This is a genomic window from Nonomuraea sp. NPDC050540, assembly GCF_044457485.1.
GTDB lineage: Bacteria > Actinomycetota > Actinomycetes > Streptosporangiales > Streptosporangiaceae > Nonomuraea.
The window spans coordinates 75,047-93,192 of record NZ_JBITHA010000003.1 but is presented as its reverse complement, the minus strand read 5'-3'; the positions used below and the strand labels follow the sequence as shown (position 1 = coordinate 93,192).

Genomic DNA, 18,146 nt, shown 5'->3' with positions numbered 1-18,146 from the left:
CCCCTTGATCGCTAGGGGGACCGCTGTGCTCGACCGCTTCTTCGAGCTGTCCGGGCGGGGGACGACCGTCGGCCGTGAGGTACGCGGTGGCATCACCACGTTCATGGCCATGGCCTACATCATCCTGCTCAACCCGATCATCCTGGGCGGCGCCAAGGACGTCACCGGCGCGCAGCTCACCATCGCCCAGCTCACCACCTCCACGGCGCTGGCCGCCGCCATCTGCACGCTGCTCATGGCCGTGGCGGGCAACGCGCCGTTCGGGCTGGCGGCCGGGCTCGGGCTGAACGCGGTGGTGGCCTACCAGGCGGCGCCGTTCATGACCTGGGCGCAGGCGATGGGGCTGGTGGTACTCGAAGGCGTCGTGATCATCATCCTGGCCGTGACCGGGCTGCGCACACTGATCATGAACGCGATCCCGCTGGCGCTCAAGCACGCGATCAGCGTCGGCATCGGCATGTTCATCGCCCTGATCGGCCTCGTGGACGCCGGTTTCGTCGGACGCGGCACCGGAACGCCCGTACAGCTCGGCGCGACGGGCCATCTGACCGGCTGGCCCGTGGCGGTGTTCTGCTTCGGGCTGCTGCTCATGATCGTCCTGTACGTCAGGAAGACGCCGGGCGCCATCCTCATCAGCATCGTCGTCACCACGATCGTGGCCGTGGTCGTGAACGCGCTGGCCGTCATCGACCCCAAGACCTGGGGCATCGTGGTGCCCCGGCTGCCCGAGTCGCTCGTCGCGGCCCCCGACTTCGGGCTGGTCGGGCAGGTGGACGTGTTCGGCGGCTTCGCGCGGGCGGGCGTGGTCACCGCGACCGTGGTGCTGTTCACGCTGGTGCTGTCCGGGTTCTTCGACGCGATGGGCACGATCATCGGGGTCAGCGACGAGGCGGGCCTGGTCGACGCCCGGGGCCGGGTGCCCCGGCTCGGCGCCATCCTCACCGTGGACGGCGTCGCCGGCGTCGTGGGCGGCTCCATGAGCGCCTCGGCCAACACCGTCTTCGTGGAGTCGGCCGCCGGGGTCGGGGAAGGGGCGCGTACCGGTCTGGCGAGCGTCGCGACCGGGGCGTTGCTGGGGCTGACGCTGCTGTTCACGCCGCTGGCGGCCGTGGTGCCGCCCGCCGCCGCCACGCCCGCGCTCGTGCTGGTCGGGGCGCTGATGATGACGCAGTCGCGCAAGGTTCCGTGGGAGGACCTGGACCTGGCCATCCCGGCGTTCCTGACGATCGCGCTGATGCCGTTCACGTACTCGATCACCAACGGCGTCGGGGCCGGGGTGATCGCCTACACGCTGATCAAGGCGGCCCGCGGGCGGTTCCGGGAGATCCCGTGGCTGCTCTGGGTGGTCTCGGTGATCTTCGTGGCGTACTTCGGGATCACGGCCCTGGAGGGGCTGTTCGGCTGACGACGGGCCCGCGCGGCTCAGAGGTCGGCGGAGTTGCAGGCGGTGCCGTTGTTGTCCTTGTCCACGTACCAGGTGTACTCGGTGTGCCGGCCCTTGGTGTAGGGGCCGAGACCCGCGGCCACCGCCTCCTTGCAGGACGGGTGGCGCTTGTCCTTGGCGGGCAGCAGGGAGCCGCCGGTCGGGTTGGCGCCGACCGGGGTGTTGGCGGCCGGCGCGGTCGGGTTGCCGGTGCCGGGGGGCGTGGTCGCGTTCGGTGCGCCGGTGCCGGTGTTCGGCGCCCCCGTGCTGGGCGCCCCCGTGCTGGGCGACCCGGTGTCCGGCACCCCGGTGTTCGGCGACCCCGTGTCCGGCAGGCCCGTGGTCGGGGCTCCGGTGCCGGGGGCGCCGGTGCCGGCCGCGCCCAGGCGGGCCGCGAGGGCTTCGGCCTCGGCCTTCGGCAGCGGGCCGATGCTCACGCTGTCGCCGTCCATCGCCTGCAGGACGGACGGAGCGGCCACGACGACGTTCGGCGGCGTCAGCACCACGGCCAGCGGGCGCTGGTCGCCGGCGAGCTCCTGGATGATCGTGGCCACCCGCGCCTTGAAGGCGGGCGCCATCGCGATGCGGACCGAGTACGTGCCGTCGTCCTCGGCCACGGTCTCGATCTGCTGCACGGCGTTGACCGTGACGCCCTTGCCGATCAGGTAGCAGGTGGTCTTGAGCTCGTCCAGGACCGCCTCCTCGCCGGGGCAGGGCGCTTCCTTCGACTCGCGCACGGGCGCGAAGTGGATGGGGGTGGCGAGCTGCAGCGGCGGCACCGCGCCCAGCAGCGGGGCGTCGGGGCTCCTCGTCATGAGGACGGCCACCGCCCCCAGCACCCCGGCGATCACGATCACCAGGACGAGCGAGACGATCAGGACGATCGTGGTGAGCTTGCTGGCCTGCGGCTGTTCAGGCCGCGGTGTGTCGGAGACCGGCGGATTCTCCATCGACATGGACGACGACCCCATCCTGGCGTTCGCGGGCTGCCGGTGAGCTTATCGAGGACAAGCCGGACCGGGGTAATCAGCCGGAATTTCTCCACTTTCCACCATGGTGTGAGGAAGAATGGAAGAACAATTACAGATTGTCGATAGTTCTGTTTGACTGGCGAGTCGAGAGTGGTCTCATGAAGGTCGGAGTACCCCGCGAGATCAAGAACAACGAGTTCCGCGTGGCTCTCACCCCCGCGGGCGTCCACGAACTCGTACGGCACGGCCACCAGGTCCTCGTCGAGCGGGACGCGGGCACGGGCTCGGCGATCCCCGACGCCGACTTCGCCGCCGCCGGCGCGCTCATCCTGGACGGCGCGGACGCCGTCTGGGCCGAGGCTGACCTGGTCCTGAAGGTCAAGGAGCCGGTGGCCGAGGAATATCACCGGATGCGCAAGGGCCAGGTGCTGTTCACGTACCTGCACCTGGCGGCTTCCGAGCCGTGCACCCGCGCCATGCTCGAGTCGGGCGTGACCGGCGTCGCGTACGAGACCGTGCAGACCGCGAACGGCGCGCTGCCGCTACTGGCCCCGATGTCCGAGGTGGCCGGACGGCTCGCGCCCCAGGTCGGCGCCTACCATCTGATGCGCTCCGAGGGCGGCAGAGGCGTGCTCATGGGCGGCGTGCCCGGCGTGCGGGCGGCGAACGTCGTGGTGATCGGCGCCGGCGTCTCCGGGATGAACGCGGCCGCCATCGCGCTCGGCATGCAGGCCGAGGTGCTGCTGCTGGACCGCAACATCGACAAACTGCGCCAGGCCGACGCCATCTACCAGGGCCACTGCCAGACGGTCGCCTCGAACACGCTGGAGGTCGAACTCGCGGTGCTGGAGGCCGACCTGGTCATCGGGGCGGTCCTGGTGCCGGGGGCGAAGGCGCCGAAGCTGGTCTCCAACGACCTCGTACGCAGGATGAAACCCGGCTCGGTGCTCGTGGACATCTCCATCGACCAGGGCGGCTGCTTCGAGGACTCGCGCCCGACCACCCACGCCGATCCCACCTACCGGGTCCACGACTCGATCTTCTACTGCGTGGCCAACATGCCCGGCGCGGTGCCGCACACCTCCACGTACGCGCTGACGAACGTGACCCTCCCCTACGCCCTGGCCATCGCCGACCTGGGCTGGGCGCGGGCCCTGCGCGAGGACCCGGCGCTGGCGCACGGTCTCAGCACACACGAAGGGCACCTCACCAGCCGGCCCGTGGCCGAGGCGCACGGGCTGGAGTGGGTGCCCATCGAGGACGTGCTCGGCTAGCCCTACTGGTTCGACGACGACGGCGTCGGGGCGGGGCTGCCGGTCGGCTGCTGCTGTTGCTGCGGCTCGGGCGGCAGCGGCTGCTGGTCCGCGGTCGTGGTGATCGCGTCGTTGCCGCCGCAGGTCGCGCCCGGCTCGGGGGTGTCCTTGCCGTTCTGGTACTTCTTGATGAACGCGGGCAGCTTCTCGTCCGTCGCCTTGTCCAGCTTCAGCTGGTGGCCCCAAGAGGAGGCCACGATGGGCGCGGGCAGGTTCGCGAACGGGCTGACGAGCATGTACTCGATGTTGCCCGTCTCACCGGCGACCTTCTTCAGCGCGTCGACCTCGGCCTTGGGCAGGTCGGGCCGGTAGGTGATCCAGACCGCGCCGTGCTCCAGCGAGTGCACCGCGTGCTCGGGGTGGATGGGCTTGTCGTAGATGTCGCACTTCTGCCAGTAGTTGTTGTGCTCGCCGCCCACGGGCGGGGTCTCCTTGTAGGAGACCGCCTTCCACACGTGCTGCCCGGCCTCGTACTTGACGCTGGTGACGGCGTCGAGGGAGCTGGCCCTGGACTGATTGATCAGGTAGAAGCCGACCACGCCGACGAGCAGCACGATGACCGCGCCACCCGCTCCCCACATGAGGAACGCGGTGCGGCGCTCCTTACGCCTCTGCGCGGCCCGCATCTTCTCCAGATGCTCGCGCCGCGCCTGCGCTTTCTCCTTCGTCATCGCGATTTTCCTCCATCGGCATGCCAACTGCGGGTCACCCTATGCCCTACGGGCGTATATGGAGAATAAGAAGCTTAACGACGAGCTCACGCCGGCCCTGGGTACGCTGGAAGCGACATGAACAAGCTCATCGCCGTCGCCGCGGTCGCCCTCGCGGCCATTGCCGCATTCCTGCTCCTCGGCAGGGGAGGCACTCCTTCGGAGACCTCGCCGGAGGCCGGGTTCGCCCGTGACATGGCCACCCACCACGCCCAGGCCGTGGAGATGTCGTTCACGATCAGGGACAAGGGCCCGGCCCCCGAGGTCAGGAACCTGGCCTTCGACATCATCAACACCCAGGCGAACCAGCGCGGCATGTTCCTCGGCTGGCTGCAGCAGTGGGATCTCAGCCAGACGACCGACCTGCGGCCGATGGCGTGGATGAGCGGCCACGGGCACGGCGGGCAGCCGGTGAAGGCGGGCGTGATGCCCGGCATGGCCTCGCGCGAGGAGCTGGACAAGCTCAAGGGGCTGTCGGGCAAAGAGGCCGAGGTGCTGTTCCTGCAGCTGATGATCCGCCATCACGAGGGCGGGGTGCAGATGGCCAGAGGGCTGCTGCCGCTGTCGCAGCGCGACGAGGTGACCGACATGGCGCAGAAGATCATCGACGGCCAGAACGGCGAGATCAAGTTGATGACCGAGATGCTCGGGCATCGCGGGGCGCAGCCGCTGCCGTCCATCTTGTGACCTACGACGCGGCGGTGGTCGGTTCTGGGCCCAACGGGCTCGTGGCCGCGATCACCCTCGCCGCCGCCGGACGCCGGGTGCTGCTGCTGGAGGCGGCCGGCCGGTTCGGGGGCGCGCTGCGCTCGGCCGAGCTGACGCTGCCCGGCCGCGTCCACGACGTGGGCGCCACGGTGCTGGCCATGGCGCTGGTCTCGCCGGCCTTCCGGGCGCTGGGGCTGACCACGCTCGTGCCGTTCGCGCAGCCTCAGGTCGCCGTGGCCCATCCGCTGGACGACCGGCCGGCCGCGCTGGTGCATCGCGACGCCGGCCGTACCGCGGAAGGGCTGGGGCGGGACGCGGCGGCGTGGCGCGCGTCGGTCGGGGCGGCGGCCCGCGCGGGCGCGCCGCTCGTGGAGACGCTGCTGTCGCCGCTCTCGGCGCCCAGGGCTCCGGTGGCGGCGGCGCGGTTCGGGCTGCTCGGGGCGCTGCCCGCGACCGTGCTCGGGCGCGCGCTGTTCCGGACCGCCGAGGGGCGGGCGCTGCTGGCGGGCATGGCCGCGCACTCGATGCTCGACCTGCGTTCGCCGATCACGAGCGGGTACGGCATGCTGCTCGCGGCCAGCGCGCACATGGTGGGCTGGCCACTGGTCAGAGGCGGTTCCCAGGTGCTGGCCGACGCGCTGGTGGAGCGGCTGAGAAGGCTCGGTGGCACCACGGTGAGCGGCCACCGGGTGCACGACCTGCGCGAGCTGGACGCCCCGATCGTGATGCTGGACGTGACGCCCCGGCAGTTCCTGCGGATGACCGAGCCGCCCACCGGCTACCGCGACCGACTGCGGCGCTTCCGGTATGGGCCGGGCGTGTTCAAGATGGACTGGGCGCTCGACGGTCCCGTGCCCTGGCGGGACCCTGAGGTGGCGCGGGCGGGCACCGTGCACCTGGGCGGCACGCTGGAGGAGATCGCGCTGAGCGAGGCCGAGGTGTCGGCGGGCCGCCACTCGCCGCGGCCGTACGTGCTGCTGGTACAGCCGTACGCGGCCGACCCCACGCGGGGCGGGCACACGCTGTGGGCGTACTGCCACGTGCCGCGCGGCTCGCCGGCCGACATGAGCGCCGCCATCGAGGCGCAGATCGAGCGGTTCGCGCCCGGCTTCCGCGAGCGGGTCCTTGCCCGGCACACGATGAACACCGCCGACCTGGAACGGTTCGACCCGAACCTGGTCGGCGGCGACATCAACGGCGGCACCGGCTCCCTCGGCCAGTTCGTGAAGCGGCCCGTGTGGTCACCGGCGCCGTGGCGCACGCCGCTGCCCGGCGTCTACCTGTGCTCCTCCTCCACCCCGCCCGGCGGAGGGGCGCACGGCATGGGCGGCTACCACGCCGCCCGCCTGGCTCTGCGCGAGCACCCCTGACGGCTCAGGCCGACATCTCCTCGCGTACGGCGGCGGCGAAGGCGTCCACGTCGGCCTCGGTGGTGTCGAAGGCGCACATCCAGCGCACCTCGCCGATCGCCGGGTTCCAGGTGTAGAAGCGGAAGCGCTTCTGCAGCCGCTCGGTCACCTCCGGCGGCAGGATGGCGAAAACCGCGTTGGCCTCCACCGCCCTGGGCACCTCGACGCCGGGGATGTCACGCACGGCCTCGGCCAGGCGGCGGCCCATGGCATTCGCCTGGCGGGCGTTGCGCAACCACAGGTCCCCGGCGAGCAGCGCCTCGAACTGGGCCGAGACGAACCGCATCTTCGACGACAGCTGCATGTACGTCTTGCGGATGTAGTCGACTCCGCGGGCGGCGTCGGGGTTGAGCACGACGACGGCCTCGCCGTACAGCAGCCCGATCTTCGTGCCGCCGAAGGAGAGCACGTCCACGCCCGCGTCGGTGGTCAGCGCGCGCAGGGGCACGTCCAGCGCGGCGGCGGCGTTGGTGAGACGCGAGCCGTCCAGGTGGACCTTCAGGCCGCGCTCGTGGGCGTGCTCGCAGATCGCGGTGATCTCGGCGGGGGTGTAGACGGTGCCGAGCTCGGTGGTGTTGGAGATCGACACGACGCCGGGCTGGGCGCGGTGCACGTCGCCGAAGCCCCACGCCTGGGTGTCGATCAGTTCCGGGGTGAGCTTGCCGTCCGGCGTGGGGACGGTGAACAGCTTGATGCCGCCCGCCACCTCCGGCGCGCCGCCCTCGTCGGTGTGGATGTGGGCGGTGTCGGCGCAGACGACCGCCTGCCATGTGTCGAGCATGGCGCGCAGCGACACCACGTTGGCGGCGGTGCCGTTGAAGACCGGGTAGGCCTGGGCGCGCTCGCCGAAGTGCCGCTGGAAGACGCCCTGGAGGGCCTCGGTGTAGACGTCCTCGCCGTAGGAGATCTGGTGGCCGCCGTTGGCGCGGGCGATGGCCTCCAGGATCTCCGGGTGGACGCCCGCGTAGTTGTCGCTCGCGAACGCCTTCAACTCGGGGTCGTGCCGGGGATTCACGTGGTGAGGTCCAATCGGGTGCCGTTGATCTGCGCGGCCGGGCGCTCGTAGAGGCCGCCGATGGCCTCGGCGAGGGTACGCACGTCGGTGAAGCCGTTGAACGCGGCCTCCGGCTTGGCCGCTCGCATGGAGTCGTTGACCAGCGCCTTCACCACCAGGATGACGGCGGCCGAGCCGGTGTCCCTGAGCGCGTCGGCCAGTGACCTGGTCCACGCCTCCGAGGCGGCCTTGGCCGCGGCGTAGCAGGCGCCGCCCGCGGTGGGCGACTCGGCGGCCTTGGCGGAGACGATCGCGAACCGGCCGTTGGCGCTCTTGCGCAGCAGCGGCTCGAAGGCCAGCGTGACGTGCTGGAGGGTGCGCACGAGCAGGTCGTGCAGCAGGTTCCAGTCGTCCAGGTCGGTGTCGGCGAACGTCTTCCCGCCGCGCCAGCCGCCCACGAGGTGCACCACCCCGTCGACGCGGCCGTGCTCGATGTCGATGCGCTCGGCCAGCGCCTGTACGGCTGCGCGGTCCAGCAGGTCGACGTCGTCCTTGTCCACGCCGACGACGGTGTGGCCCTGCTTCTCGAAGTACTCGGCGACCGCCTGGCCGGTGGGCCCGGCGGCGCCGGTGATGAGGATGATCATGCGCGGATCCCCTTGGTGCTCTCGACGACGTCTGCGAGCTTACGGCGCAGCGCCTCGTAGAACATGCTCAGGGGGAACTCGTCCGACAGGACCGCGTCCACCTTGGCCTTCTGCTCCTCCGGCAGCGCCTGGATGCCCTTGGCCCAGGTCGAGGCGGGGTTCGGCTCCACGTAGGCGCTGACCAGGTCGTAGGCCGCCAGCCAGTGCGCGATCTTGGACCGGTCGATGCTGTCGCGGTAGAGCTTCTCCACCTCTCCGCGCAGGTCGGCGACGCCGTCGGCGACCCGCTCCCAGTCGATCGTGAGCCGGTTGTCGGTCCAGCGCACGACGTCGTTGCGGTGCAGGTACGCGAAGAGCAGTTGGCCGCCGAGCCCGTCGTAGTTGCGCACCCGCTCACCGGTGATCGGGAAGCGGAACAGCCGGTCGAACAGGATCGCGTGCTGCACGTAGCGGGCGTGCGGCACCCCGTCCTTCTCCAGCTTCACCGCCTCGCCGAACGCGGTCAGGTCGCAGCGCAGCTCCTCCAGCGAGTAGAGCCAGTACGGCATCCGCTGCTTGATCATGAACGGGTCGAACGGCAGGTCGCCGTGGCTGTGGGTACGGTCGTGGATCAGGTCCCACATGACGAACGTGTCCTGGGCGAGCTGCTGGGAGTCCAGCAGCCGGGCGGCGTCCGGGGGCAGGGCCAGCTTGAGCGTGGCGGCGGCGGCGCCGGAGACCGCCCGGAACCTGGCCGCCTCGCGGTCGGCGAAGATGCCGCCCCAGGTGAACCGCTGGGGCGCCTGCCGTACCGCGACGGTCTCGGGGAACAGCACGGCCGAGTGGGTGTCGTAGCCCGCGGTGAAGTCCTCGAAGGCGATCGGCACGAACATCGGGTTGTCGTAGCCGCCGGCCTCCAGCCTGGCCAGCCAGTCGGGCCAGATCGTACGGATCCAGACGGCCTCGACGTTGCGGTTGGGGTTGCCGTTCTGCGTGTACATCGGGAACACCACCAGGTGCTCCAGCCCGTCCACGCGCTGGGTGTCGGGGTGGAAGAGCTCCAGCGACCCGAGGAAGTCGGGGACACCGAGGTCCTGCTCCGACCACTGGCGCAGGTCGGCCTGAACCGCCTGAAGGTAGGCGGCGTCGTGGGGGAAGTGCGCCGACATCTCGCCCACCTGACGGGCGATCGAGCCGACCAGTTCCTTGGCCCGCTCCTTCTCCTCCGGCACCGAGCCGTCCTTGACCTGCAGCGGGCGCAGCTCCTCGACCGTGGCCTTGAGCCTGGCGAACCCGGCCGCCTTGGCCTCGTCCGTGCCCGTTCCCGCCCGGTCGTCATCAGGTACGCGCGCGGCCCAGGTGACCACGTTGCCCCAGAGGCGGCGGTGGTCGTAGTCCTCGATGGAGTCGTCGCCGAACAGGTCGGAGTCGGCGAAGACGACCACGCGGCCCTTGCCGTACGCGCGCGCCACGGCCAGCGGGGCGCCGGCGGGGGTGGCGGACGGCGAGGACGCGAACAGGACGGTGGCCCCGTCGGCGGCCAGCACGCCCGACCGGTAGAAGCAGGCCGCCCCGACGCCCGCGAGCAGGCCGTCAGAGGTGTTCTTCGCGGCCAGGACCCAGGTGGCGACGTCCCGGTGGGCGTTCTTGGGGTCGCGGACCGTGGTGTGCTCGACGGCCACGCCGAAGCGGGCGAGCAGGTCGTCGAGGTTGTTGCCGTACTTGTCCTGCTCCTCCTCGGCCAGGACGACCAGACCGCCGCCGTCCTGGACGTAGGCGGTGATGGCGTCCAGCTCGGCGGCGGAGAAGACCGGGCTGCCGTGGCCGGTGGTGCGCTCCCAGCGCTCGCCCGACGGGTGCGCGATGACCAGGACGTCCTGGTCCTGGAGCGTTCCCGCGTCGAGGGCGCCGGTGGTGTGGGCGCCGACCGTGTGCCCAAGGTGTCGCAGCTGGGCGGCGGCGCGCGCGTAGCTGTTGTCGTCGGGGTGGCCGGGGTTCATCGCCTCGGCGACATCGCGCCGGATGGTCCACGACTCGCTGTGGGCCTCGTCGAAGAGCACCTTGGGGAAGGACTTCATGAAATATCTCCTGCCAAAGTCACCTATTGACGGAAAATATACACGACTAGAGGGGGTGCAACGCTAGTCCCTTCATGATCTGAGGGTGTGCACCGAAGACGTCGATGGTGGTGGCGGTGGCGGTCCCGCGCCCGCGGCACGCCGATGGTGGCATCCGCGATGTCCCCGGACATACGCGCCTTCTACGCGCCCGCGAAGGGGCCACCGCCGGGGATCACTCGGCGGGGCAGGTCGTGCCGGGCGCGGGGAGTTTCAGGTCGGTGAGGTACGCGGTCGCGTGCCCGATCGGGCACTTCTTGCCCATCATCCACAGAACGTGGCCGGGTCCCTCGTAGGCGACGGTCACCGAACCCGGGATCATCTGGGTGAAGGTCCTGGTCGTCTCCACGTCACCGGACGTGGTGCCCACGCCCAGGACCGGCGGGAGGCCGTGCGGCGGGAGCGGGCGCGGAGGGTTGGCGATCTTCAGCGGCCAGCCCGTGCACCCCGGGCCGTCGAACCGCACGGAGCCGAGGTTCGGCATGGTCCTCTCCGCCGTGCGCCGGTAGTTCCGCAGTTCGGCGTAGCCGGCGAAGCCGCGGCCGTCGCCGCAGTTCATCGCCAGGATGCCGGGCCAGGCCCACGCCTGGATGCCGAGGACCGAGGGGCCGAACCCGGACCCGTCCCCGCGCCGCGCTTTGTCGACCGACTCGGCGAAGGTGAGCCAGGCCGCGTGGTCGTCGTCTGGGGCGGCGGGGAAGGCGAGCTGCCTGAGCATCCACCCGGTCATCTCACCGTCGCCGAAATGGGGAGAGGAGGCCGGGATCGGTTTGCGGTCGGCGGCTCGGACGAGTGCGCGCCAGACCGCTCCGGCGTCCTCGCCGTGCAGCGCGCAGGCGGGCGTGTCCGCGCACCAGGTGACGAACTCCTCGAACTTCTTCTCCCAGACGGCCGAGATCCGGAGCGCCTGGTCGTCGTATCCGGCGGCCTGGTTGATCACCCCGTCGACGTACAGGGCCCGGATCCGCTGCGGGAAGAGCCGGGCATAGGCGATGGAGGCCACCCCGCCGTAGGAGTGGGCCAGGAGGCTCAGCCGTTCCTCGCCCAGCCCCACCCGGATCGCCTCCATGTCCCTGGCCATCGCCATGTTGTCCAGGTGGGCGAACAGTCCGGTGGTGTCCGCCTTCTGGCAGGCGAGGAACGCCTTGGCCATCGCGGCGGCCTGGGCGTCGAACCGCCTGCGGCTGCGGGGGTCCTCCAGCGTGACGCCGGCCTTCTTGCAGATCGTGGGCATCGTCGTGAACCAGAGGTTGGTGCGCGGACGGTAGAAGACGAGATCGAAGCGGCGGCCCAGTTCCTTGAGATTCCTCGCGGCGTACTTCAGATCGGGGATGCCGCTGTTTCCCGGTCCGCCGGGCACGCCCAGGACGCTGCCGATCCGGCGGGCGGGCTCGGTGGCGGGCAGCCGGGCCAGGTCGAGCCGGATCTTCCGCCCGCCGGGCTCGGCCCAGTTCACCGGCACCTCGATGGACGCGCACTCCGTGGGCGCGGGAAGTGTCGTGTCCGAGCACGCGCCCCAGGTCAGCCGCCCGGCCTCGGCCGCCGCCGCGACCGGCGCCGGTGCGAGCGCCGCGATGGCCGCCGTGGCGGCGAGGATCGCGAACGTCCTCTTCACCGCACCCACCCCGGCGCCACGGATCTCGTCGCCCCCATGGGGATGTCCAGGGGATCCTTGTGTGATCATGACTTTCATCCTCCGCCGATCGGGACCGGGTCTCGTCGTCCGCGCGGAGGATTGTCGTCTGGGAGCCCGCTCCCAGACGCACTCCGGTGCGTCCGCCTGTCCACGGGGCGTCTACCGGGTCGGCTTGGCCTCGTCGGCCGGTCCGGCTTGCCCGCCGCCGAACACCTTCGCGAGGAGGTTGTCCCGCGCCTTCGGGAAGGCCTCCGCCAGATCGGGCGCGGCGTCGCCGTAGGTGATCGAGGCGGCGAGGGTGGTCCTGCCGTCGGGCGTGCCGTACAGCACCGACACGTAGCCCCCCGCGGTGCTGCCGTTGTGATGGAGGACGGTGCCGCAGTCCGGGCCCAGGTCCTGCACGTAGGTCCCGAGGCCGTACCCGCCGAAGGGGCCGGCGCTCCTCGGGTCCGTCCTTCGCATCTCGGCCAGCAGTTCGGCAGGCAGGAGCTCGCCACGGTTCAGCGCGGAGAAGAACGTGGCCAGATCCTCGGTGGTCGAGATCATGTCACCGGCGGCGGCCGTCATGGAGGGGTTCTGGCGGGTGACGTCGATCACCTTCCCCTTCCCCGCGGCGTCCTGGTAGCGGAAGTAGCCGTGGGAGTACGGCCGGGGAAGCTCGGGCGAGGAGCCCGGCAGCACCGTGTCACGCAGCTTGAGCGGACCCAGGATCCGCAGTTTCATCTCCTCGGCGAGCGAGTGGCCGGTGACCTCCTCGATCAGCAGTTGTGCCAGCGTGTAGCCGGTGTTGGAGTAGCTCCACCTCTCGCCGGGCTCGAACCTCGGCCCCTTGGACAGTCCGAACCGCACCAGTTCTTCCGGCCGATAGGTCGTGAACCGGGCGTCCGCCCAATCCGCGCCCCCCGCCGGGATCCCCGGCTCGACCGACCCGTCAACGCGAAACTCGCCGGTGTAGCTGTACAGACCGCTGGTGTGCTGCAGCAGCATTCGCGCGGTGATCCCCCGGTCCAGCTCGAACGCGGGCAGGTAGTCGGCCACCGGGCCGTCCAGCTCGATCTTGCCCCTGGCCACCAGTTGCAGCACCAGGGTCGCGACGAACGGCTTGGTGCTGCTGCCGATCCGGAACCGTCCGTTCGCCGGCGGCTTGGCGTTCTGGCCGAGCTTGCGCCGCCCGGCGCTGCCGGCCCACTCGCCCCGCTCATCGTTCACGCGCGCCTGCACACCGAGAAATCCGGCGTCGACGATCGCCTGGATGGCCTGCTGCAGTTCCGGGCGGTCCTGTCCGGCAGTGGCCTTCGGCATGTCTTCGCCGTCCGCACCGGTCAGCGGCGCCGCCTTCGGCGTTCCGCCTCCGGTGTTCTTGGCGGTGGGGAGGGATTCACTCATCGCCGTTCCTCGATTCACGATAGTACTCGTCTTGTGGTGATCGAAAGCTACGTTGCATTCGAAATTGTGTCAATCAAACGGAACACATAAGTGCAGCTAGAAAGCCATATATTGGAGCAATGACGCTGAGCTCGAACGCAAGACTGTTGCATTGACTGGCGGCGAAGACAACACTGTCGATATGCCAGGAGGACGATTGACCCAGCAGGACCGCGAGCGCATCGCGTCCGGACTCGCCGACAAGCTCTCCTACGGCGAGATCGCCAGGCGGCTCGACCGGCCGACCTCGACGATCACCCGGGAGATCGCACGCAACGGAGGTCCTACCGGGTACCGGCCCCAGCACGCACATCAGGCGACGCTCCAGCGAGCCCGACGCAGCGCACCGGCGCCCCCGCGGGCGGACACACCGCCCGACGGCCTGATGGAAGAGGAACTCCTGGAGAGGGCGGTCAGAGCGGGGATGCCGCGGATCACCGCGCGCGTGCACCACGACCTGATGCTGTCCGAGGACGGCAGGCGCACCGCGGCCGAGCTGGCCCACAGGCTGAAGGTCAGCCCGGCCTCCATCTCGGTGGCCGTGAACTTCCTGCTCCAGCAGGGATTCATCCGGCGCGAGCGCGATCCGCGGCGGCGGCGCGACATCTACGTGATCGACGACGACGCCTGGTACCACGCGATCATGATCAGCGAGCGGCAGACGCTCGAGTCGGCGCGGGCCACGATGGCGGCGGCCGAGAGGTACGGGCTCGACAGCCCCGTAGGGCGACGGCTGGCCAAGGCAGCGACCTACCTGGAACGCGTCAGCCTGGACATCATGGATTCGGCAGGCCGCTGGCGCACCCTCCTGAGGTGACGGGATCCAGCGAACCATCCGGCTGGCCAGCGGAGCTTTCACCCGTGCGGAGCCGCGAGATCGCGGCCGTCAGTCACTTCGCCCATTTATGCCATGCTTAGGTGCCATTTGGGCGGTTTGACACGCCTGTGACCACTGAGCGGCGGCGTGTCAGCGGCCGTGTCAGTACGGCGACGGCCCTGTGTCAACGTGGTCGGCGATCGTCTCCTTCATGAACAGCGCGGCGATCGCGGCCTCCGGGCCCGGCGCCTGGCGAATCGAACACTGAACGCAAGGGGATCGATGATGGAACACGGTAAGAGCGGCTTCTCCGAGGCGGGCCTGCGCCGGGTGCGTGAGGTACTGGAGCGGCATGTCGAGTCCGGGAAGATCCCCGGGCTGGTCGCCCTGGTCAGCCGCGGCGATGAGACGCACGTGGAGACGATCGGGACGATGCGCCATGACGGCGGCGCGCCGATGCGCCGGGACACGATCTTCCGGATGGCCTCCACCTCCAAGCCGGTCACGATCGCGGCGGCGATGGTCCTGCTGGACGAGTGCGGGCTGCGGCTCGACGACCTGGTCCAGGAATGGCTGCCTGAGCTGGCCGACCGGCAGGTGCTCAAGAGCATCGACAGCCAGCTGGACGACACCGTCCCGGCCCGGCGGCCGATCACCGTCCGCGACGTGCTCACCTCCACCTTCGGGCTCGGCATGGACATGACCGTCCTGGGCACCCCGATCATGGGCGCGATCTTCGAGCGGGGGCTCACGCCCAACCTGCCGACGCCGGTGCCCGAGCAGGACGAGTGGATGCGCCGCCTGGGCGAACTTCCGCTGATGCACCAGCCCGGCGCGCGCTGGCAATACCAGATCAGCAGCGACCTCGTCGGCGTGCTCGTCTCCCGGGTCAGCGGACGGTCGTTCGAGGACTTCCTGCGCGAGCGCGTCTTCGAGCCGCTGGGCATGAAGGACACCGGCTTCCACGTGCCCGCCGACCAGATCGACCGCCTGCCGACCCTGTACGCCCCCGACCCGCAGACCGGCGAGTTCCAGGTGTGGGACGAGGCCGAGGGCGGACGCTGGAGCCGGCCGCCGGCGTTCCAGGGCGGCGGTGGCGGCCTGGTCTCCACCGCCGACGACTTCCACGCCTACTTCCGCATGCTGCTCAACGGCGGCACGCACGACGGCCGGCGCATCCTGTCGCGGCCCGCCGTACAACTGATGACCACCAACAGCCTCGCGCCCGAGCAGCAGGCGGCCAGGCACGCCATGGCCACGGAGAACGTGCACATCTCCTTCGGCCAGGGCCAGCAGGGCGGCTGGGGGTACGGCATGGCCGTGCGCACCCACCGCAGCGACTTCGCCCCCATCGGCCAGTTCGGCTGGGACGGCGGCAGCGGCACCTCCACCTACGCCGACCCGGAGACCGGGATCACCGGCATCCTGCTCACCCAGGTCGGCTACACCGTCCCGGCTCCGGCGCGGCTGATGACCGACTTCTGGACCACCCTCTACCAGGCCATCGACTAACCGCCATGGCCCTCGCGGGGCTCCCCTCCCGGCGGAGCCCCGCTCCTTCTCACCTTCCACCCCGAGGGTGGTGCGCCGGCCCCGCGAGCTCCCACCTCCAGAACGGCCGTAGGGCGCGTCACACGACGGCGTTGACGCGCGTTCTCCCGGGGGCTGGACACCTGAAAGGCGATTGCCGATCACCAGGCAGGCTGACACGATTCCGGCATGATCACTGCTGGGACGACGGACTGCCTGATCGTGACGGGAATGCCGGGGGCCGGGAAGTCGACGGTGACCAGGCTCGTCACTGAACGCCTGCGGCGCGCGGCGCGGCTCGACGGCGACTTCATCAGCAGGCTGATCGTCAGCGGTCGTGTCGGGGCGCTCGGCGAGCCCGCCGACGAGGCGGCGCGGCAGGTCGAGTTGTGCAACCGCAACCTGTGCACGCTGGCGAACAACTTCTCCGACGCCGGCTTCACGCCTGTGATCGACTGGGTGATCCCCAGCCGCGAGCAACTGGACTTCTTCGCCTCTCTCCTTCCAGCTCGGCAGGTCCTGTTCGTCGTTCTCGCACCGGGCATCGAGGTGTGCCGGTACCGCAACACCATCCGTGACCCACGGGAGCGGTTCTCCTTCGACGGATACGAAGATCTCGAGGCCGGCATGAAGCGAGAGCTCGGCGATGCCGGCTGGTGGTTCGACACCGCGGACCTTACTCCCGAGGAGAGCGCCGACCACATCATCCGGGAAGCTCCCCATCGCGCCCTGGTGTCGCGTTCTTCCTCCTAGAGGCGCACTGGTAGCCAATACGGCAGGGAGCCGGATCCGCTCTCGATGACAAGCGCTAACCTCTGTTCGTTATGAAACGAGTGTTACTGGTGGCAGCGGTGCTCATGCTGGCGGCAAGCGCCTGTACGGACGCCACCAAGGAGGCTTCGCCCAGCAGCTCACAGGCCGCCCCGAAGCCGGCCACGAAGTTCACCACCGTCGCCGAAGGGTGTGAGCTCCTCGATCGGGAGACCCTCGCCAAGTACCTCCCCGCGACGTCCTGCTCGCTCAAGCTCCAGGACAACTCCCGGACCCAGAACGGAGATGGCGAGCCCATCCTGGACAGACGGGGGCGCTATGAACCCACGGGCTCCGCTGGCAAGAGCGGATTCCACGCCGTCGCCGAGGTCGGCCTGAAACTCAACCTGGACACCTACGCCGACAGCCAGAAGTCGGCGGCCATGGGGAATTCCGGTGCAGGCTCCAGCGACCGCGCGGTCGCTGGGGTCGGCGACCGCGCGCACCTCTACTACCAGGCAGGAACCGAGGCGTCGAACAATCTCACCATGACCACCGGAGTGCTCGTGTCCAGCTGGGGCAACGCCTCCCTCACGGTCTACTACTGGCACTACCAGGCCGCCGCCATCGGCAACGGCGCCGGCCTCAGCGAGCAGAAGACGGCCAAGGCTCTCATCGCCATCACCCGGGACGTCTACGACGACCTGAGCTAGAGCTGGTGCGGTGCCTGATCGGGCTCCATGTCCAGGCCTCTCTGTCACTGGACACCTTTGGCTGATGATCAACTCGCCAGGAAGTGGAGACGAGGGTGGTGCCGGCTACATGTGGGACGGGGGGTGGCCGGGGGTTTCGGTATCTGCCGGTGCCTGCTGAGGTGGTCCGGGCGGGGGCGCGGCGAGGGTGGCGAGGCGGGTGCCGCTGGTGGGGTCGGCGGGTGTGAGGACGACCAGGTATTGGTCGGGGTCCTGCATGACGGTCAGGACCTGCCAGTGCAGGTGGATCTCGCCTGCGGTGGGGTGGTGCAGGCGCTTGCGGCCTATGGCGTTCCTGGCGACCTGGTGGGTGGTCCACCAGTGCTGGAAGTGGGGTTCGCGGCGATTGAGGTCGTCGATGAGGGTGGCGAGGCGTTCGTCGGTGGGGTAGCGGCTGGCGTCCATGCGCAGGAAGGCGATGCATTCGCCGACGGTGCGTTCCCAGTCGATGAGGCGTTCGCGCATGTTCGGGTCGAGGATGGCCAGGCGCAGGTAGTTGCGCCGGGCGGGCGGGACGGCGCCGAAGTCGGTCAGCAGGTCGGCGGCCAGCGGGTTCCAGGCGAGAACGTCCATGAAGCGGCCGAGCACGAGGGCCGGGATGGCCGTCAGCGACGCCAGCAGGACCTGGACCGGCGCGGGCACGCTCTGGCGGCGATGCGGGCGATGCCGTGCCGGGGCGTGGCCGGCCAGCAGCCGCAGGTAGTCGCGCTGGTCGGCGTCCAGCAGCAGCGCGGTGGCCAGCGCGTCCAGGACGCGGCCGGAGGGTGCGGGCAGGCGGCCCTGTTCGAGGCGGGTGTAGTAGTCGCTGCTGATGCCCGCCCGGCCGGCGACCTCCTCTCGGCGCAGTCCGGGGACCCGGCGTGGGTGGTCGGCGGTGTGCAGTCCCACGTCCTGTGGCGCGAGCTCGGCGCGGCGGGCGCGCAGGAACGCGGCGAACTCGCGCCGCTGCTGGTTCATCGGTTCCA

Annotated in this window: 16 protein-coding genes; 8 read left to right on the top strand and 8 right to left on the bottom strand. The window is 70.2% G+C overall.

The genetic code is table 11. The annotated features are described in order from the left end of the window. The first annotated feature begins 25 nt into the window (after nucleotides 1-25). Entirely contained in the window at nucleotides 26-1,405 is a 1,380-nt protein-coding gene (locus ACIBI5_RS10790; protein WP_397245460.1) for an NCS2 family permease, read from the top strand. 17 nt (nucleotides 1,406-1,422) lie between these two features. On the opposite strand, the gene ACIBI5_RS10785 is transcribed toward ACIBI5_RS10790, so the two are convergent. Further along, nucleotides 1,423-2,379 carry an excalibur calcium-binding domain-containing protein gene (locus ACIBI5_RS10785; RefSeq protein WP_397245458.1) on the bottom strand — a complete coding sequence of 319 codons (957 nt, stop codon included), beginning with the start codon at nucleotides 2,377-2,379 and terminating at the stop codon, nucleotides 1,423-1,425. A 173-nt stretch (nucleotides 2,380-2,552) separates the two neighbouring features. Here ACIBI5_RS10785 and ald point away from each other — a divergent pair, with 173 nt between their 5' ends. Then, nucleotides 2,553-3,668: an alanine dehydrogenase gene (ald, locus tag ACIBI5_RS10780; RefSeq protein ID WP_397245456.1), complete on the top strand. Its 1,116-nt coding sequence runs from the start codon at nucleotides 2,553-2,555 to the stop codon at nucleotides 3,666-3,668. A gap of 2 nt (nucleotides 3,669-3,670) precedes the next feature. Here the strand turns inward: ald and ACIBI5_RS10775 are convergent, their stop codons facing one another. Beyond that, a complete protein-coding gene (locus ACIBI5_RS10775; protein WP_397245454.1) occupies nucleotides 3,671-4,378 on the bottom strand; it encodes a DUF3105 domain-containing protein in 708 nt (235 codons plus the stop codon). A 117-nt stretch (nucleotides 4,379-4,495) separates the two neighbouring features. On the opposite strand from ACIBI5_RS10775, the gene ACIBI5_RS10770 reads away from it, so the two are divergent. Further along, complete coding sequence (locus ACIBI5_RS10770) at nucleotides 4,496-5,104, top strand: DUF305 domain-containing protein (RefSeq protein WP_397245452.1); 609 nt, start codon at nucleotides 4,496-4,498, stop codon at nucleotides 5,102-5,104. Further along, the gene (locus ACIBI5_RS10765; RefSeq protein WP_397245450.1) at nucleotides 5,101-6,495 is read left to right on the top strand and encodes a phytoene desaturase family protein; all 1,395 of its coding nucleotides are present in this window, start codon (nucleotides 5,101-5,103) and stop codon (nucleotides 6,493-6,495) included. Before ACIBI5_RS10770 ends, ACIBI5_RS10765 begins: the two co-directional genes overlap by 4 nt. A gap of 4 nt (nucleotides 6,496-6,499) precedes the next feature. On the opposite strand, the gene ACIBI5_RS10760 is transcribed toward ACIBI5_RS10765, so the two are convergent. The 5 genes from ACIBI5_RS10760 to ACIBI5_RS10740 form a co-directional block, all read right to left on the bottom strand. After that, nucleotides 6,500-7,549 carry a threonine aldolase family protein gene (locus ACIBI5_RS10760; RefSeq protein ID WP_397245448.1) on the bottom strand — a complete coding sequence of 350 codons (1,050 nt, stop codon included), beginning with the start codon at nucleotides 7,547-7,549 and terminating at the stop codon, nucleotides 6,500-6,502. Beyond that, entirely contained in the window at nucleotides 7,546-8,175 is a 630-nt protein-coding gene (locus ACIBI5_RS10755) for an SDR family NAD(P)-dependent oxidoreductase (RefSeq protein ID WP_397245446.1), read from the bottom strand. The genes ACIBI5_RS10760 and ACIBI5_RS10755 overlap by 4 nt, the downstream gene beginning before the upstream one ends. Then, nucleotides 8,172-10,232 carry a DUF6421 family protein gene (locus tag ACIBI5_RS10750; RefSeq protein WP_397245443.1) on the bottom strand — a complete coding sequence of 687 codons (2,061 nt, stop codon included), beginning with the start codon at nucleotides 10,230-10,232 and terminating at the stop codon, nucleotides 8,172-8,174. Before ACIBI5_RS10750 ends, ACIBI5_RS10755 begins: the two co-directional genes overlap by 4 nt. 214 nt (nucleotides 10,233-10,446) lie before the next feature. Next, entirely contained in the window at nucleotides 10,447-11,886 is a 1,440-nt protein-coding gene (locus ACIBI5_RS10745) for an alpha/beta fold hydrolase (RefSeq protein WP_397245441.1), read from the bottom strand. A gap of 180 nt (nucleotides 11,887-12,066) precedes the next feature. Then, nucleotides 12,067-13,293, bottom strand: a complete 1,227-nt coding sequence (locus tag ACIBI5_RS10740; RefSeq protein WP_397245439.1) for a serine hydrolase domain-containing protein — start codon at nucleotides 13,291-13,293, stop codon at nucleotides 12,067-12,069. 196 nt (nucleotides 13,294-13,489) lie between these two features. Here ACIBI5_RS10740 and ACIBI5_RS10735 point away from each other — a divergent pair, with 196 nt between their 5' ends. The 4 genes from ACIBI5_RS10735 to ACIBI5_RS10720 all read left to right on the top strand — a co-directional run bounded on the left by ACIBI5_RS10735 (nucleotide 13,490) and on the right by ACIBI5_RS10720 (nucleotide 17,142). Beyond that, on the top strand, nucleotides 13,490-14,149 hold the full coding sequence (locus ACIBI5_RS10735; RefSeq protein ID WP_397245437.1) for a helix-turn-helix domain-containing protein: 660 nt from the start codon (nucleotides 13,490-13,492) through the stop codon (nucleotides 14,147-14,149). Between the two features lie 285 nt (nucleotides 14,150-14,434). Continuing rightward, nucleotides 14,435-15,661 (top strand): serine hydrolase domain-containing protein, encoded by a 1,227-nt coding sequence (locus tag ACIBI5_RS10730; RefSeq protein ID WP_397246765.1) that lies wholly within the window; start codon nucleotides 14,435-14,437, stop codon nucleotides 15,659-15,661. A gap of 207 nt (nucleotides 15,662-15,868) precedes the next feature. Continuing rightward, nucleotides 15,869-16,432, top strand: a complete 564-nt coding sequence (locus tag ACIBI5_RS10725; RefSeq protein WP_397245435.1) for an AAA family ATPase — start codon at nucleotides 15,869-15,871, stop codon at nucleotides 16,430-16,432. 71 nt (nucleotides 16,433-16,503) lie between these two features. After that, nucleotides 16,504-17,142, top strand: a complete 639-nt coding sequence (locus ACIBI5_RS10720; protein WP_397245433.1) for a hypothetical protein — start codon at nucleotides 16,504-16,506, stop codon at nucleotides 17,140-17,142. 105 nt (nucleotides 17,143-17,247) lie between these two features. Here the strand turns inward: ACIBI5_RS10720 and ACIBI5_RS10715 are convergent, their stop codons facing one another. Next, entirely contained in the window at nucleotides 17,248-18,138 is an 891-nt protein-coding gene (locus ACIBI5_RS10715; RefSeq protein WP_397246763.1) for a helix-turn-helix domain-containing protein, read from the bottom strand. Between the last annotated feature and the right edge of the window lie 8 nt (nucleotides 18,139-18,146).